We start from the raw sequence: 15,241 nt of genomic DNA, 5'->3' as shown, positions 1-15,241 counted from the left end.
CTGAACGTAGTGCTGCAGGTTAGCCCGTTTCCGACTCGCAGTAATCTCCCAGTTGGCGCGCAGGTTAACGGATGCCCCATGACCAGGGCCTACGGGACGCGCCGGAGCGCTGTCAAACACCATCCCGCACAAAAGGACTCGTGCCGTCCGCGCATCTGGCGCCCGGCTAGGTTGCGGCGATGCGTTTTCCGAAGCTCGGCGTCCGGACCCGGGTCCTGGCCATCGCGCTGGTCCCGAGCCTGGCGCTGGCGGTCAGTGGTAACAGTGCGGCCGGCGTCCTGGTCGACCGCGCATCCCGTGCTCGAACCTGGGCGGGTGAGATGCAGGCCGGGATCGCACCCACCCGTGAGTTGATCGAGGCCGTGCAGGCAGAACGGCAGCTGACGTTGTGGCGGTTGGCCGGGGTGGATGTCGAGGTGCGGCAGTTGACGACCGCGCGGCAGCGGCTGGATACGGCGGTGCGGCTGCTCGCGCCCGCGCAGTCGGAGTTGTCGCGGATCGGGCCCGATTCCATGGGGCAGGCCACGACGGCGCTCGGCGAAACGAGCAAGCGGCTGGCGGGGATTCGGACCGGGATCGACGCGGGGACCGTCCCGGCCGCCGACGCCTATGCCTTCTACAACCGCATTCCGCAGTCGGTGATGGCGGGCGTGGAGGTCGCTCAGCGTTCCGCGCCGGACTCGGCCACCGCGGTGGAACTGGCCCAGGCGGCGGACGTGTTGCACTGCCTGGAGGCGATGAGCCGCGCCAACGCGCTGGCGGTGTCACTGCTCGACGGCAACCACCTCTCCCCCGAGCTCGGGGCCGAATATCTCAGCCTGGTCGGCTATTACCGCACCGCGGTGGCGGCCATCGTGGCCGCACCCGACGAGCAGCAGGCCGCCGCGGCGCGCGCCCTGGTGTGGAGCGCAGCCTGGGTGCATCTGGGCCAGGTGGAACCGGTCCTGGCCCAGCGCACCCTGGCCGTGCCGGAGGGGTCGGTCAAACGGTCCGCGCCGCAACCGCTTCCGGTCCCTGTCGACCAGTGGCAGCGCAGCGCCGCGGAGGTGGCTCACGGGCTGGCCGAACTCTGGCAGGCCGAGAACGAGGAGGCCCAGCGGCTGGCGGTGGCCGCGGCCTCCGACACCACCCGCAAATCGGTATGGGCCGGGGCGGGCATGGTCGGGCTGGGAGCGATCTCGATCCTGGTCGCGCTGGCGCTGGCCAACCAGATCATCCGCCGGCTGCGGCGGCTGCGGGACCGCACCCTCGCTCTCGCCGACGACGAACTGCCCGAGACCATGCGACGCCTCGCCGCGGGCGAGCACCTCGAGATGGAGGCCGCCACACCGGTCCTCGACTTCGGACACGACGAGATCGGGCAGGTGGCGCGGGCGTTCGGGCACGCGCACGCCGCGGCCGTCGGCGCCGCGCTCACCGAGGCCCGCACCCGCGAGGGCGTGAAGTCGGTATTCCTCAATATCGCGCACCGCAGCCAGGTCGTCGTGCACCGCCAGCTGGAGATTCTCGACGCCGCGCAGGCGCGACAGGAGAATCCGGCGCTGCTGGACATCTACTTCCGCCTCGACCACCTGGCCACCCGGGAACGCCGCAATGCCGAGAACCTGATCATCCTGGCGGGTGGCCGCCCCGGCAGACAATGGCGCAACCCGGTCCCCCTGCTGGAACTGGTGCGTTCCTCCGCCGGGGAGACGGCCGACTATCAGCGGGTTCGAATCGGTCGTCTGCCAGCGGTTTTCCTGGCCGGCGCGGCGGTCGCCGATGTGGTGCACCTGCTGGCCGAACTGGTCGACAACGCCGCCTCCTTCTCCCCGCCGCAGTCCTGGGTGGAGATCACCGGCACGGCGGTGGCCCGCGGCGTGGTCGTGGAGATCAGCGATCAGGGCATGGGGATGCCCGCCGAGGATCTGGACCGCCGCAACGAGCTGCTGAGCGCCGCACCGGACTTCGCGGTCACCAGGCTGTCCGAGGACTCGCGACTGGGCCTGTTCGTGGTGTCGCGACTGGCCGCCCGTCACGGCATCTCGGTGCGTTTGTCCGATTCCGATCATGGCGGCGTGCGCGCGATCGTGTTGTTGCCCACGGTCCTGATCGAGCGCGAACCGCCGGACGCCACGCCGGATTCGTCCCATGCCGTCGATTCGCGGCGACACGCCTGAGCGGTGCGAATCGTCCTGTGCCGCCGTCTATTAGGGTAGCTATCAGATTGCTGTTTGACGGCTTCCTATGCGATGCACCGTCATGTATGACCCGGTCTGTCAAACGCACTCCCGCCCAACGGGATCGATGCGGCATTTGTGACCTACGTCCCGTTACCTTTGCCCGATGTTCAGAGCAAGGCTCGGGGTCCGCACCCGCGTGCTTGCCATCGCACTCGTCCCGAGCTTGGCGCTGCTCGCGATCGGCGTGGGTGGCGCGGGGTACCTGGTGGTCGAGAGCAAGCAGGCGCGGGAATGGGCGGACGCGTTGTCCGCCGCCGGAGCGCCCACCGGAGAATTGATCGCCGCGGTCGAGCAGGAGCGCCAGCTCTCGCTGGCCCAGATGGCCGGTGGCGACGACGCCAACCCGAAGGCCCTCGCGCAGGCGCGGACCCGGCTCGACAACGCGTTGCTGGGGATGGCGCCGGTATCGGCCTCCATGCGCGAATCCGGCCCGGAATCGGTCACCGGCGACGTCGGCGGGTTCCTGACCCTCACCCGCCAGCTCGCCGGACTGCGCACCGGAATCGACACCAACGGCGTATCGGTGTCGGACACCTATTACTTCTACGGCAAGGTGCTCGAGTTCATCTGGATCGGCACCCGCATCGTCGCCGACCGCGCGCCCAATGCCGCGGTCGCCATGGAGATGATCAACGGCCTGCAGATCGTGCAGTCCGCCGAAATGCTCTCCCGTGAAGCCGCGGTGGCCGAGGTGCTGCTGGCGGGCGGTGCGCTGCCGCCCGAGCTGGCCATCGAATTCTCCCGTGTGGCAGGCACCTACCGCGTCAACCTCGGCGTGCTCGCCGGTGGTGACGGCGGCGCCGGCAATGCCGACATGCAGGCCCTGATGAACGACCCGGACTGGACGAAGGTCGTCATGATGGAGAACGTCCTGCTGTCGCGGGCGCTCGACCCCATGACGCTGCCTCCGGTCAAGCCCGGCACCCCGCCGGTGGTCGCGCCGCTGACCTTCACCCCGCAGGAATGGCGGGACACGGTGTCCCGCCTCAACGCCCAGGTCCTCAAGCTGTGGGACAAGAACAGCAAGCACAACGAGCGTGCCGCGGCCGACGTGGCCGACACCGACGCCCGGAACTCCGCGCTCGTCGGTGGCGCCATGGTGGCGGTGTCGGCGCTGGCCTTCCTGGTCTCGCTCATCCTCGCCAACCGGATCATCCGCCGCCTCAAGGGCTTGCGTGACGAGACGCTGGTGCTCGCCGACGAGCGGCTGCCCGAGATCATGGCCAAGCTGCGCGAGGGCCGCCCGCTGGACCCGGCCGACGAGAAGGCGATCCTGGACTTCGGCCACGACGAGATCGGCCAGGTGGCCAAGGCGTTCACCCACGCCCACGCCTCCGCCGTGTCGGCCGCCATCACCGAGGCCCGCACCCGTGAGGGCGTCAAGGCGATGTTCCTCAATATCGCCCACCGCAGCCAGGTCATCGTGCACCGCCAGCTGGAGATCCTCGACGCCGCGGAGTCGCAGCAGGAGGATCCGGCGCTGCTGGACATCTACTTCCGCCTCGACCACCTCGCCACCCGCGAACGCCGCAACGCCGAGAACCTGATCATTCTCGCGGGCGGTCAGCCTGGCCGGCAGTGGCGAAACCCGGTGCAGCTGCTCGAGATCGTGCGCTCCAGCGTCGGCGAGACCGCCGACTACACCCGCGTCAAGATCGCCCGGCTGCCGGAGGTGTCGATCGTCGGCAGCGCCGTGGCCGACCTCGTGCACCTGCTCGCCGAGCTGGTCGACAACGCCGCCCACTTCTCGCCGCCGCAGTCGCAGGTCGAGGTGCGCGGCAATGTGGTCGGCAAGGGTGTCGCTATCGAGATCATCGACCAGGGCATGGGTATGCCCGAGGAAGAGCTCGCGCGGATCAACGCGGTGCTGCGTGAGGCCCCGGATTTCGGTGTCGCCATGCTGCCCGACGACTTCCGCCTCGGCCGCTTCGTGGTCGCCCAGCTGGCCTCGCGCCACGGAATCACGGTGCGGCTCACCGAGTCCGACTACGGCGGCGTCCGCGCCATCGTGCTCGTGCCCACCGTCCTGACCGTGCAGGCCTCCGGCCGCACCGGTGAGATCCCGGCGGCGCCGCGCCAGCTCGAGACGGGCGGACTGTCCGCCGCCTCGGCCGCGGTGGCCGCGCTGCCGCAGCTGCCCGCAGCCCCGGCGGTCCCGCCGTCGATGACCTCGAGCTACGACCTGCCGCTGCTGAACTACGATGCGCCGCTGACGACTCCGTCCGAGCCGCCGGTCACCCCGGCCGAGCCGGAGCCGGAGCCCTTCGGTCCGTCGACGGGTTCGTTCGCCCCGCAGACCGGCTCGTTCGCCCCGCCCACGACGTCCTTCGCCCCGCCTGCCAGTACGTTCGGCCCCGGGACCGACTCGGCCGTGCCGCCGGTCATGTCCTTCGGCGCGGCGACGCCGTTCGACCCGCCCACCTCGCCGCCGCGGCCCGAACCGCCGCAGCAGCCGCGACTGGACCTGCAGAACGGCGCGGTCCCGCCGTCCGAAAACGGCTTCCGTGCTCGCGAACACGATCGGTCCCATTACACTGGCTCCGACACCCGGCCCGCGCTTCCGCGACGGCACCGGCAGGCAAGTCTCGCACCGGAATTGGCGAAGGAGCAGTCGACCCCCGAGTCGGCGGTCCAGGCCACCCGCACGGCCGAGCAGGCCCGAGACCTTTTCTCCGCCATCGAAAACGGAACCAGGCAGGGCCGCCAGGCCGATCCCGGTTCGTTCGGGCCTGAGTCCCAGGCCTTCTTCGAAGGCACCCAGCAGGAACGACAGGAAGGCGACGGTGACCACCTCAAACGCTGGTGATCTCAACTGGCTACTCGATGATCTCGTCGACCGGCTAGCGGGCGTCCGTCACGCGGTGGTGCACTCCACCGACGGACTGCTGCTGGGCCGCTCATCCGCCATGAGCCGCGAGGACGCTGAGCACTTCGGTGCCATGTCCTCCACTCTCTACGGGCTGGCGCGCAGCGCCGGTGGCCGTTTCGACGGCGGCGGCGTCCGCCAGGCGGTCATCGAACTCGAGCGTGCGGTGCTGTTCGTGACCGCCGCCGGCAGCCACGCCTGCCTCGCGCTGCAGGCCACCGAACAGGCCAACCTCGGCATGGTCGCCTACGAGATGAACCTGACCGTGCAGCGGGTCGGCAACTACCTGTCCACCACGCCGCGCCACAACCTGGCCGGACAAGGCAACCCGCGGCTGTCATGAGCGCGGGGCCGGGGGAACAGTGGTTCGATGACGCGGCCGGTCCGCTCGTGCGCCCCTACGCACGGACCGGTGGCCGAACCATGGGCGCGGGGCACGATCTGGACATGCTGACAGTGGTGGTAGTGCCGAACGCGGCCCCACCGCTGCGGCGTGCCGAGCCGGAATACACGGAAATCGTGCGGTTGTGCCGGCTTCCGCTGACAGTGGCCGAGGTCTCGGCCGCCCTGCGGTTGCCATTGGCGGTGACGAAGATTCTGGTGGGGGACCTGATTTCCGACAACATCCTCAAGTTCCGGGCCCCGGCCTCCCCCGAAGCCGCGCCCGGTGACCTCAACATTCTGCGAGCGGTACTCGATGGCATCCGAAAACTTTGATTCCGCCGCGCCCATGGCCGCCTCGGTGAAGATTCTCATCGCGGGCGGTTTCGGCGTGGGCAAGACCACGATGGTCGGGGCGATCAGTGAGATCACTCCGCTGCGCACCGAAGAACTCATTACCGAGTTGTCAGCGGGCGTAGACGATTTGCGCGGGGTGGAGGGTAAGACCACCACCACGGTCGCGCTGGACTTCGGCCGCATCACCATCGACCAGAACCTGGTCCTCTACTTGTTCGGCACCCCCGGGCAGGATCGCTTCTGGTTCCTGTGGGACGAGCTGGCTCGCGGCGCCCTGGGCGCGGTCGTGCTGGCCGACACCCGCCGGCTCGAGGGCTCGTTCGCGGCGATCGACTTCTTCGAGCGTCGCGGCGTCGCCTTCACGGTGGCCGTGAACTGCTTCGAGGGCGCACCGCTCTACACCCCGGCCGAGGTGCGCGACGCCCTCGACCTGGACGAGCGAATCCCGGTGCTGCTCTGTGACGCTCGTGATCGCGGCTCGGCCAAGAACGTGCTGATGACGCTCGTCGAGTACCTCATCGAGCGGGCCGCCACGGCCGGGGTGCGCTGAGCGGTTCTCCGGCGAAGACGAATCGAGCCCGTCCGGCGCGTGCCGGGCGGGCTCGATCTCTGTCGTCGTTGCGACCAGTGCCGGTGCGGCGCCGGTCAGTTGGGGACGACGTCCGCGAAATCGCTGATCCAGCGGTGCGGGCCGCGCGGGCTGTTCGGCTCGCCCGGGCGGGTCACCCCGACGGCCTGCCAGCCCGCGGCCGCCGCGGCGTCCACCTCGTCCGGGTGGTCGGACAGGAACAGGATCTGTTCGGGCGGAACGCCGATGGCGCTCGCGATCTTCTCGTAGGACGCGGCCTCGCGCTTCGGGCCCGCGGTCGACAGGTCGAAATGCCCGCTGATGAGCGGGGACAGATCGCCGCCGCGCGCGAATTCGAACCAATCCTTCTGATTGCGCACCGAACCCGACGAATAGATGTAGAGCTCCAGCCCCGCGTCACGCCAGGCCCGCAGGACCGGGGCGACATCGGGGAAGAACTCGCCGTGCAGCGCGCCGTTGCGGAAACCCTCGGCACAGATGATGCCCTGGGCGGCCTTGAGCGGCTCGGACTTCACATCGGTGTTGAGCCACTCGATGAGAATGCGGGCCACCTCGGCCGCGTCGGCGTCCGGGCGGTCCGCCTGGGCGCGGGTGGCCTCGATGATGGGATCGGCGTCGCCACCGAAGCGCTGGGAGGTGGAGCGGTTCTCGGCCAGCCAGCCCGGCAGCCGTTCCCGGGTGTAGCCGTAGAGCTCCTCCCGCACCGAACTGGTCGGGCTGGTAGTCCCCTCGATATCGAGCACGACCACCTTGATCATGCCGGGGCCAGCAATTCGTCCAGGGTCGGGAAGCCCGCGGAGATCTTGTCGCCGCTGAAATCGCCGATCCAGCCGTCCTCTTCCTCGAAGAAGCGCACGGCCACGAACTCCGGGCGGGTGCCCATGTCGAACCAGTGCAGCGTGCCCGCGGGCACCGACACCAGATCGCCCGCGGTGCACACGGTCGCCAGCACCTCGTTGCCCAGGTGCAGGTAGAAGCAGCCCGCGCCGGCGGCGAAGAAACGGACCTCGTCCTCGGCGTGCCGGTGCTCGTCGAGGAACTTGGTGCGCGCGGCGACCGCCTTGGCGGGCCACTCCGGGTCGGCGTCGTCGGGGTGGATCCGGGCCACGTCGATGAACTTGTAGCGGCCGTCGGCGTTCAATTCGTCGATGCGGCCCTGGTATTCGGCGAGCAGCTGCTCGGTCGTGGTGGCGGCGCTGAAGCCCTCCAGCAGCGGCCAGCGCTCGAAGGTGATGCCGCGCTTGCCCAGCTCGGCGGCGATCACCGCGTCGTCATCGGTGCGCAGGACGACCTCACCGGCATCGGCGTCGGACATGATCTGCAACAAGGTCATCGGAGGTTCCCTTCTCGGAACGCGGTATTCGTTTCACACATGGTCGCGCACCGGGAGCTCCTGGTGCCCGGTCAGAGTGGTCAGTTCGCACATCGCCTCGAGGCATTCGGCGCGGTCGCGGGCCTGGGCCAGCGACGCGCCCCAGGTGGTGATGCCGTGCCCGGCGATGAACAGCACCGGCGGGGCCTCCGGGTGCTCGGTCAGATACTTCTCGATGTCCGCGCCGATCCGCGGGACATCGGCGTGGTTCTGGAACACCGGGATGTCGATGAGATCGGGGCGGGCCGAGCCCAGGCCCTTGATCAGCTCGTATCCGGCGAAACGTGCGGTGGTGACGCCGTTTCCGCCGGTCCGGATCGACACGGCCGTGGCGTGCGGCGGGTGCACGTGCACCACGGCGTCCGCGCCGCGGGTCCGGTAGACGGCGGTGTGGATCGTGGTCTCCGCCGACGGCTTCCGGCCGGAGTCGTCCACGGGCCGGGAGTCGACCACGGCGACCGTGACCATGTCCGAGGCGGTGAGCTCGCCCTTGGACAGCCCGCTCGCGGTGATGACGGCCGTATCGCCCTGGCGCACAGAGATATTGCCCGCGGTGCCCGGCATCCAGCCGCTCGCGTACAGGCCGCGCGCGATGTCCGCGATCTCGGCGCCGGCGGCCGCGGCCGATCCGGGTGTGGTCGCCGTTCCGGCGGCGGTGCGGGCGGCGGACGGGTCCTCGAGCACGCCGAACTCGGTGACCACGGCGGTGACCAGTTCGGCCGGGGTGACGTCGAAGGCCGGATTGAAGGTGGCCGTGCCCGCGGGAGCCGTTGCGACGCCACCGAATCCGGTCACCTCGGCGGCCGCGCGCTGCTCCACCACGATGTCGGAACCCCGTGCCGTGGAGATGTCGCGCGTCGATTCCGGCGCGACGACGATGAACGGAATGCCGTGGTGCGCGGCCGCGATGGCCAGCATGTAGGTGCCGATCTTGTTGGCCACGGCTCCGTCGGCGGTGATCCGGTCCGCGCCCACGACCACCGCGTCCACACCCTCGGTGGCCATGGCCCAGGCCGCCGCCGAATCGATGGTGAGCCGGTGTGGGATCCCGGCCTCGGCCATCTCCCACGCGGTCAGGCGCGCGCCCTGCAACAGCGGGCGGGTCTCGTCGACGATCACCTCGGCCAGCGCGCCACGCTGATGCAGCACCCGCAGCGCGCCGATCGCGGTCCCCCACGCGGTGGTGGCCAGGCGACCGGTATTGCAGTGGGTGAGCAGCCGCAGCGGGCGGTCCCCGCACAGCCGCTGGATCAGATCGGCCGCCTCGGTGGCGGCGGCCAGGTTCACCCGGCCGTCCTCGGCCAGCAGCTCCAGCGCCTCGGCCTCGAGCGCCTCGACGCCCCTGGCCAGCTTGGACAGCGTCCGCTGCACACCCCACGCCAGGTTCACCGCGGTCGGGCGGGCGTCCGCGATGCGGGTGGCCTCGGCCTCGACCCGGGCGGTGTCGAGGATGCCGTCGGTGGTGGCGGCCCGGGCCGCGATCACCACACCGAACGCACCGCACACGCCGATGGCGGGCGCGCCGCGCACGGCCAGCGTCTTGATGGCGTCGATGACCTCGTCGACCGTCGTGATCCGCAGCTCCCGCACCTGGTGCGGCAGGGCTCGCTGGTCGATGGTGACCATGGCACCGTCGGCCCACACGATCGAACTCTGATCCATCGAGTTATGTCCTCTTGACTGGAGATTTGCGGCGATGCCCACGGGGGTGGGCACACTCCACCGTATCGAACCCGCCCCCGCGCCTGACCGGCAGGTTTCCGATCAGGCCGATCCGAATAGCCCGATTTCGTGCGGGATTGCGCCCCTGCGGTTCCGGCGCTCGGCGCGGGTGTCAGCTTTTGTCCGCCGCACATACCGCTTTACTATCGCGGTATGGCGAGACCGCGTCGCACCCGCAAGATAACCGTGACGATGCCCGAGGACATCGCCGCCACTCTCGATGACTGGCGCACCTCCGGACGCATCGCCTCGATCTCCGCGTTCGTCGCCGAGTCCGTGAAGGCGCGCGTCGACCGCGCCGACTCACTGGCCCGCCTGGAGAACGCCCTCGGTGGCCGACCGCCGCTGGATCTGATCAATCGCGCCCGGGCGGTGCAGGGGTTGCCACCTTTATCCGATGACGAGGAGGCCCCCGGCGATCACGCCGGCGCGGCATGAGCCCCGCCGCCCCGACCCTGGGCGGCGTCGTCTTCGACACCGCCGCGCTGACCGCCTGGGCCCACCGCGTGGCCTACGTGCAATCGGTGGTGTGGGCGACCGCGGACGCCGGGCACACCATCATCGTTCCGGCCACCGCGCTGGCCGCCGCCCGCGCCCTGATACCGCCCGGCCGGTGGGACATCCTCACCGTGCTGCTGGACCTGCCCAACACCGTCATCCAGCCGCTGGACCGCCCCGCCAGTGATCAACTGGGCGACACTCTGGCCGATCGGCCCGACGCCGACGCCCTCATTCCCGCCGGGCACGCCACTCTCGAAGCGGTGAGCCGGGATTGGCCCTGTCTGACCGACCGGCCCGACACCCTGCGCAAGCTGGACCCGCGCGTCCAGACCGATAAACTGCCCTGACCTGCCTGAATCGCCTTGTGCCGAGCGAATTTCCGCTCAGGCAGGCGCGAGGGCCAGCGTGACGTTGTGGCCGCCGAATCCGAACGAATTGCTCAAGGCGTACCGCAGCCGCTGCTCGCGCGGCTTGTCGGCGACCACGTCGAGCTCGATCCCCGGGTCCGGATTCTCGAAATTCATGGTGGGCGGCACGATCTGCTCCGACAGGGTGCGTAGCGTGAGGATCGCCTCCAGCGCACCTACCGCGCCGATCGAATGTCCCAGCGCCGATTTGGGCGCGTACACCGACGCGTGCGGCGTCACCGCCATGACGGCCTTCGCCTCCGAGGCGTCACCGACCGGAGTGCCGGTGGCGTGCGCGTTGACGTGGTCGACGTCCGCGCCCGTCAGCCCGGCCGCCGTGAGCGCCTTGCGCATGGCGCGGGCCGCGCCGTCGCCGTCGGGCGAGGTGCCGGTGATGTGATAGCCGTCCGAGGTGATGCCCGCGCCCAGCACCCGGCCGAGTACCCGCGCACCCCGCGCTCGCGCATGCTCGGCTGACTCCAGCACCAGCAGCGCCCCCGCCTCGCCGAAGACGAAGCCGTCCCGGTCCCGGTCGAAAGGCCTTGAGGCGCGCTCGGGTTCGTCATTGCGGGTGCTCATGGCCCGCATCATGGCGAAACTGGCGATCGGGACCGCGTCGATATGACCCTCCACGCCGCCCGCGACCGCCACGTCCGCCTCGCCGGTGGCGATCAGCCGCCACGCGTGGGCGATGGCCTCCGCGCCCGATGCACACGCCGAAACAGGCGCGTACACACCGCCTTTCGCGCCGATCTCCAGGCCGACCGTGGCGGCCGGGCCGTTCGGCATGACCATCGGCACCGTCATGGGCGGCACCTTCCGGTAGCCCCCGGTCTTCATCAGGTCCACGGCATTGATGAGTGCCTCTCCGCCGCCGAGCCCGGTGCCCACGGCGACCGTCAGCCGTTCCGCCGGGACCCGCGGCGTCCCCGCGTCCTGCCACACCTGCCGTGCCAGCACCAGCGCGAGCTGCTGCACGAACGACATCCGCCGCTGCTCGATCCGGGTCAGCCGCTCCCCCGGCTGTGTCACCAGCCGTCCGCCGATCCGCACCGGCAGCTGATTCGCGGTGACGAAATCGTCGGTGAGCGTGCCGATCCCACTGTCCCCCGCCAGTAGCCGCGACCAGGTGGCGTCGAGGTCGGCCCCCAGGCAGGTGGTCGCCGCCATCGCCGTCACCACCACGTCCCGTCGAGTTTCTGTACCAATCGCTACACTCATGGAGACATGAATACCTGTAGCACCCGCTACAGTCAACCGGTGCCCCGCCCACTCGACCACGCCCGCCGCGCCCAGCTCCTCGAAGGCGTCATCGCCTACATCGCCGACCACGGCCTCACCGAACTCTCCCTGCGCCCCCTGGCCGAATACCTGGGCACCAGCTCCCGCATGCTCATCCACTACTTCGGCACCAAGGAGGCAATGCTGGTCGCCGCCTTGGAATCCCATCGCCCCGACATCGGCGCCATGTTCTCCGGCATCGACGACACCGCCACCCTCGCCGCCCGCCTGACCAGCTCGTTCGACCGCAATACCGCCGGAGACAGCGCGGTGAGCCTGCGCGCTCTGCTCCAAGTCCTCGGCGCCGCAACCGTTCCCGGCAGCCCCTTCCGGCCCTACGCGACCGACGCGATCACCGCGGTGGTCACCCCGATGGCCGAGTCCCTGCACCGCATCGACCCGAGCCTGCCCGACCCCGAAGCCTCGGCGACGCTGCTCGTCTCCGGCATCCGCGGCCTGATCATGGACTGGTGGATCACCGGCGACACCGACCGTGTCGAACGCTCTGTCGCCCTTCTCGTGGCCGGGGTGGTGACGCAGCCGACTGAAGCCGGAAGCTGAGAATTTGTCGGTCAGTCTTCGCGGGGGCGGTCGGTTCGGCCCAGTTGATCGCGGCGGGTGAGTAAGAAGGTGCGTTCCGACTGGTTCCCGGTGAGCTGCGCCGCGACGTCGAAATTCTGATCGGCTTCCGCTGTTCGCCCGAGGCGGGCGAGCAGGTCACCGCGGATCGCGTGAAACAGGTAGTAGTGCCCGAGATTCAGATCATCCACCACACGTAACGCCGCTGCCGGGCCCTGGACCTCGGCGACCGCGACAGCACGGTGGAGTGCGACCACCGGGCCGGTGTCGAAGTGCACGAGTTGGTCGTAGAGCGCGAGGATCTGCGTCCAGTCGGTGACGGGGTCGGTGTGCACGGCATTGATCGCGGCCAGAATCTGGTACCGGCCCGGCTGATTACGGCGCAGGCAGGCGCGGGTGACCGCGCGACCCTCGGTCACCAGGTCGGCGTTCCAGCGGGAGCGGTCCTGGTCGGCGAGTCGGACCAGGCAGCCGTCGAGGTCGGTGCGGGCGTCGCGCCGGGCCTCGATCAGCAGCATCAGCGCGAGCAAACCCGCGGCCTCCGGTTCGTCGGGCATGAGCTCGACCAGCAGCCGGGCCAGGCGGATCGCCTCGGCACAGAGTTCGGCGCGAGCGAGTTCGGCGCCGGAGGTGGCGACGTAGCCTTCGTTGAAGATCAGGTAGAGCACCGCGAGTACCGCGCCGAGCCGGGCGGGCAGATCGGCGTCGCGGGGCACCCGGTAGGGGATCTTGGCGTCACGGATCTTGGCCTTGGCTCGGACGAGACGCTGCGCCATCGTTGGTTCGGGCACGAGGAAGGCGTGGGCGATCTCGGTCGTGGTGAGCCCGCCGAGGAGCCGCAGTGTGAGCGCCACCTGCGCGGGGAGAGCCAGGGCCGGGTGGCAGCAGGTGAAGATCAGCCGCAGACGGTCGTCGCGCACCGGGCCCTCCTCGTCGGCTTCGTCCGGGCTGTGGAGGCGCTGAGCCTCGGCGTGCTTGTGCGCGCGAACCGATTCGCGGCGCAGCTCGTCGACGGCCCGGTTGCGGGCGGTGGTGATGATCCAGCCGGCCGGGCTGGGCGGCATGCCATCGACCGGCCAGCGCTGCAGCGCCGTGGTGAACGCGTGGGCGACGGCGTCCTCGGCCGCGCTGATATCGCCGAGTCCGCGCACGAGTACGGCGACGGCTCTGCCGTACTCGGCGCGGAACACGGCCGCGATCCCCTCCGGTGTCGGACTCAATACGGTTCGACGTCCTGGAACGGGCGGACTTCGATCGGCAGCGTGGTCGCGGCGGCCGCCTTGCGGCCCCATTCCAGTGCGACGTCCAGATCGGGTGCGGTGATCACCCAGATCCCGCCGACGTGTTCTTTGCCCTCGACGTAGGGACCGTCGGTGAGCATGCCGTCGGCGCGCACGACGGTAGCCGTGCCGGGCGCGTGCAGGCCGCCGGTGAACACCCACGAGCCGCTCTCGCGCAGTTCCTCGTTGAACTTGTGCAGATCGGCCGCGATCCGGACCATGGCCGCGGGATCCGCCTCGCCCTCGGGCTGGTAGATCGACAGCAGGTACTTCTGCATGGATTCCTACCTCACAGGCGGGTGTAGTGGGCGATGATCACGCCCTTGGTGGTGGTGACGCTGCCGGTGAGCTCGAATTCGGTCAGCGGGGCGCTGCCCTCGAACAGTCGCCTGCCGGTGCCGAGGGTGAGCGGATGGATCAGCAGCGTGTAGCTGTCGACCAGGCCGGCGGCGTGCAGGTCGCGAACCAGCGAGGCGCTACCGATGATCGTCAGGTCCCTGCCATCCTCGGTCACGAGCTTGGCCACCGTCTCGGCGGCATCGCCCGACAACAGGATCGAGTTCTGCCAGGCGTCCGCGTTCTCCAGAGTCCTGGAACAGACGTACTTGGTGGCCGCGTTCATGTGCGTGGTGAACGGGTTGTCGTCGGTGCGGGTTGCCCAGGCGGTGATGAAGTCCGTCCAGGTCCGGTGCCCGAACAGCATGTCCGTGGGCTCGGCCATACCCTTGCCCATCTCCGCCGCCATGACCTCGTCGTTGTACTTGCCGCCCCAGCCCCCGTGGGTGAAGCCGCCGCGGGTGTCCTCGTCCGGACGTCCCAGGCCTTGGACAACTCCGTCGAGAGTGACGGACAAAGTGGCGTTGACTTTGCGCATGAGATGCTCCTTCGCTCGAGTTGACCGCTCTTCCGCGACCGTTCACCTCCTACACGAAAAGCCACAGGCGAAATCGACACCGGCGCCGAACTTTTTCCCAGCAAGGGTATTCGGCCGCGGTTCCGTTCAGGCGTTCGGACGCGTGAGCTCCACCGCCAGCATCAGAAGTTCGGGGAGATAGTGGCCGTCCGTGCGGACTCGGCGCAGGGCTTCCGGGAGAGTGAACAGTCCGACCTCCTGGATCTGTTCGGCGTCCTCGGGATTGGTCGGTGCGCCCGTCAGTCGCACCTCGGCGATGCACCACAGCCAGGCCTTGTGCGGATGGGGCTGCCAGGGGCGATACGGCTCGGGACGGTCCGTCGTCGCGTAGTGCGCACCGAATTGCAGGATGGGCCCGTCCAGTTCGGCGCCCGCCTCCTCCGCGAGTTCCCGGATGACGCAGGACTCGATGGATTCTCCGGCCTCGCGGGTGCCGCCGGGCAGGATCCAGACACCGCGCTCGTCGCGGCACAGGACGATGCGGTCGCCGACGAAACAGACGAGGTGGATATTGGTGACGAGGTCATCGGGTGGCAGCTCGGTCGAGAACTGGACGTCGAGCCCGCCCCACTCCCAGCGAGCGGGGGCGTGCAGTTGTGGGTAGCGCTCGGCGAGAGTCATGAGTCGACGGTACGGGGACTGGGGCGTAAGTGGCCGGGGCCGTAGGTGATTGCGCGGAGCCTCAACCGTCATGCCCGGACCGTAGGATCGCCTCCCGGTCACCGGGATCCCCGGCCTGAGCGAGATGCGGGTGCCTCCACGGAGTGAGAC

The 15,241-nt window shown here is 69.6% G+C and carries 16 protein-coding genes; 8 read left to right on the top strand and 8 right to left on the bottom strand.

What is annotated here, in order from left to right:
• Nucleotides 1–179 precede the first annotated feature (179 nt).
• The 5 genes from ACQPYY_RS17745 (at nt 180) to ACQPYY_RS17725 (ending at nt 6,376) form a co-directional block, all read left to right on the top strand.
• Nucleotides 180–2,159: a sensor histidine kinase gene (locus ACQPYY_RS17745; RefSeq protein ID WP_433590215.1), complete on the top strand. Its 1,980-nt coding sequence runs from the start codon at nt 180–182 to the stop codon at nt 2,157–2,159.
• A 166-nt stretch (nt 2,160–2,325) separates the two neighbouring features.
• Nucleotides 2,326–5,028, top strand: coding sequence for a sensor histidine kinase (locus ACQPYY_RS17740; RefSeq protein WP_379099607.1), 2,703 nt, complete (start codon nt 2,326–2,328; stop codon nt 5,026–5,028).
• The gene (locus tag ACQPYY_RS17735) at nt 5,006–5,431 is read left to right on the top strand and encodes a roadblock/LC7 domain-containing protein (RefSeq protein WP_040857697.1); all 426 of its coding nucleotides are present in this window, start codon (nt 5,006–5,008) and stop codon (nt 5,429–5,431) included. Before ACQPYY_RS17740 ends, ACQPYY_RS17735 begins: the two co-directional genes overlap by 23 nt.
• Entirely contained in the window at nt 5,428–5,805 is a 378-nt protein-coding gene (locus ACQPYY_RS17730; RefSeq protein WP_357081734.1) for a DUF742 domain-containing protein, read from the top strand. Before ACQPYY_RS17735 ends, ACQPYY_RS17730 begins: the two co-directional genes overlap by 4 nt.
• The gene (locus ACQPYY_RS17725; RefSeq protein WP_357081736.1) at nt 5,786–6,376 is read left to right on the top strand and encodes a GTP-binding protein; all 591 of its coding nucleotides are present in this window, start codon (nt 5,786–5,788) and stop codon (nt 6,374–6,376) included. The genes ACQPYY_RS17730 and ACQPYY_RS17725 overlap by 20 nt, the downstream gene beginning before the upstream one ends.
• Before the next feature lie 95 nt (nt 6,377–6,471).
• Here ACQPYY_RS17725 and mtnC read toward each other — a convergent pair whose 3' ends face one another.
• From mtnC to mtnA, 3 genes are read right to left on the bottom strand one after another with little or no spacing between them, the layout of a single operon-like run.
• Nucleotides 6,472–7,173: an acireductone synthase gene (gene mtnC / locus ACQPYY_RS17720; RefSeq protein WP_433590214.1), complete on the bottom strand. Its 702-nt coding sequence runs from the start codon at nt 7,171–7,173 to the stop codon at nt 6,472–6,474.
• Nucleotides 7,170–7,748 (bottom strand): 1,2-dihydroxy-3-keto-5-methylthiopentene dioxygenase, encoded by a 579-nt coding sequence (locus ACQPYY_RS17715; RefSeq protein WP_433590213.1) that lies wholly within the window; start codon nt 7,746–7,748, stop codon nt 7,170–7,172. The genes mtnC and ACQPYY_RS17715 overlap by 4 nt, the downstream gene beginning before the upstream one ends.
• A 33-nt stretch (nt 7,749–7,781) precedes the next feature.
• Nucleotides 7,782–9,449 carry an S-methyl-5-thioribose-1-phosphate isomerase gene (mtnA, locus tag ACQPYY_RS17710; RefSeq protein ID WP_433590212.1) on the bottom strand — a complete coding sequence of 556 codons (1,668 nt, stop codon included), beginning with the start codon at nt 9,447–9,449 and terminating at the stop codon, nt 7,782–7,784.
• 213 nt (nt 9,450–9,662) lie between these two features.
• On the opposite strand from mtnA, the gene ACQPYY_RS17705 reads away from it, so the two are divergent.
• Together ACQPYY_RS17705 and ACQPYY_RS17700 are read left to right on the top strand one after the other, a co-directional pair.
• Nucleotides 9,663–9,947, top strand: a complete 285-nt coding sequence (locus ACQPYY_RS17705; RefSeq protein ID WP_379099595.1) for a hypothetical protein — start codon at nt 9,663–9,665, stop codon at nt 9,945–9,947.
• Complete coding sequence (locus tag ACQPYY_RS17700; RefSeq protein ID WP_357081746.1) at nt 9,944–10,357, top strand: hypothetical protein; 414 nt, start codon at nt 9,944–9,946, stop codon at nt 10,355–10,357. Before ACQPYY_RS17705 ends, ACQPYY_RS17700 begins: the two co-directional genes overlap by 4 nt.
• Before the next feature lie 36 nt (nt 10,358–10,393).
• Here ACQPYY_RS17700 and ACQPYY_RS17695 read toward each other — a convergent pair whose 3' ends face one another.
• Nucleotides 10,394–11,638 (bottom strand): KasA/KasB family beta-ketoacyl-ACP synthase, encoded by a 1,245-nt coding sequence (locus ACQPYY_RS17695; RefSeq protein WP_433590211.1) that lies wholly within the window; start codon nt 11,636–11,638, stop codon nt 10,394–10,396.
• A 39-nt stretch (nt 11,639–11,677) separates the two neighbouring features.
• Between ACQPYY_RS17695 and ACQPYY_RS17690 the strand changes: the two genes are divergently transcribed.
• Nucleotides 11,678–12,259, top strand: a complete 582-nt coding sequence (locus ACQPYY_RS17690; protein WP_433590210.1) for a TetR/AcrR family transcriptional regulator — start codon at nt 11,678–11,680, stop codon at nt 12,257–12,259.
• Nucleotides 12,260–12,270: 11 nt separating this feature from the next.
• Here the strand turns inward: ACQPYY_RS17690 and ACQPYY_RS17685 are convergent, their stop codons facing one another.
• The 4 genes from ACQPYY_RS17685 to ACQPYY_RS17670 all read right to left on the bottom strand — a co-directional run bounded on the left by ACQPYY_RS17685 (nt 12,271) and on the right by ACQPYY_RS17670 (nt 15,091).
• Entirely contained in the window at nt 12,271–13,497 is a 1,227-nt protein-coding gene (locus tag ACQPYY_RS17685; RefSeq protein WP_433590209.1) for an RNA polymerase sigma factor, read from the bottom strand.
• Complete coding sequence (locus ACQPYY_RS17680) at nt 13,494–13,835, bottom strand: YciI family protein (protein WP_433590208.1); 342 nt, start codon at nt 13,833–13,835, stop codon at nt 13,494–13,496. Before ACQPYY_RS17680 ends, ACQPYY_RS17685 begins: the two co-directional genes overlap by 4 nt.
• 11 nt (nt 13,836–13,846) lie before the next feature.
• Nucleotides 13,847–14,431 carry a dihydrofolate reductase family protein gene (locus tag ACQPYY_RS17675; RefSeq protein WP_433590207.1) on the bottom strand — a complete coding sequence of 195 codons (585 nt, stop codon included), beginning with the start codon at nt 14,429–14,431 and terminating at the stop codon, nt 13,847–13,849.
• A 126-nt stretch (nt 14,432–14,557) separates the two neighbouring features.
• Nucleotides 14,558–15,091: an NUDIX hydrolase gene (locus ACQPYY_RS17670; protein ID WP_433590206.1), complete on the bottom strand. Its 534-nt coding sequence runs from the start codon at nt 15,089–15,091 to the stop codon at nt 14,558–14,560.
• Nucleotides 15,092–15,241 lie beyond the last annotated feature (150 nt).

It is taken from the genome of Nocardia sp. CA-145437 (genome assembly GCF_050956485.1).
Taxonomy (GTDB): domain Bacteria; phylum Actinomycetota; class Actinomycetes; order Mycobacteriales; family Mycobacteriaceae; genus Nocardia.
This window is presented reverse-complemented; position numbering and strand designations above follow the sequence as displayed.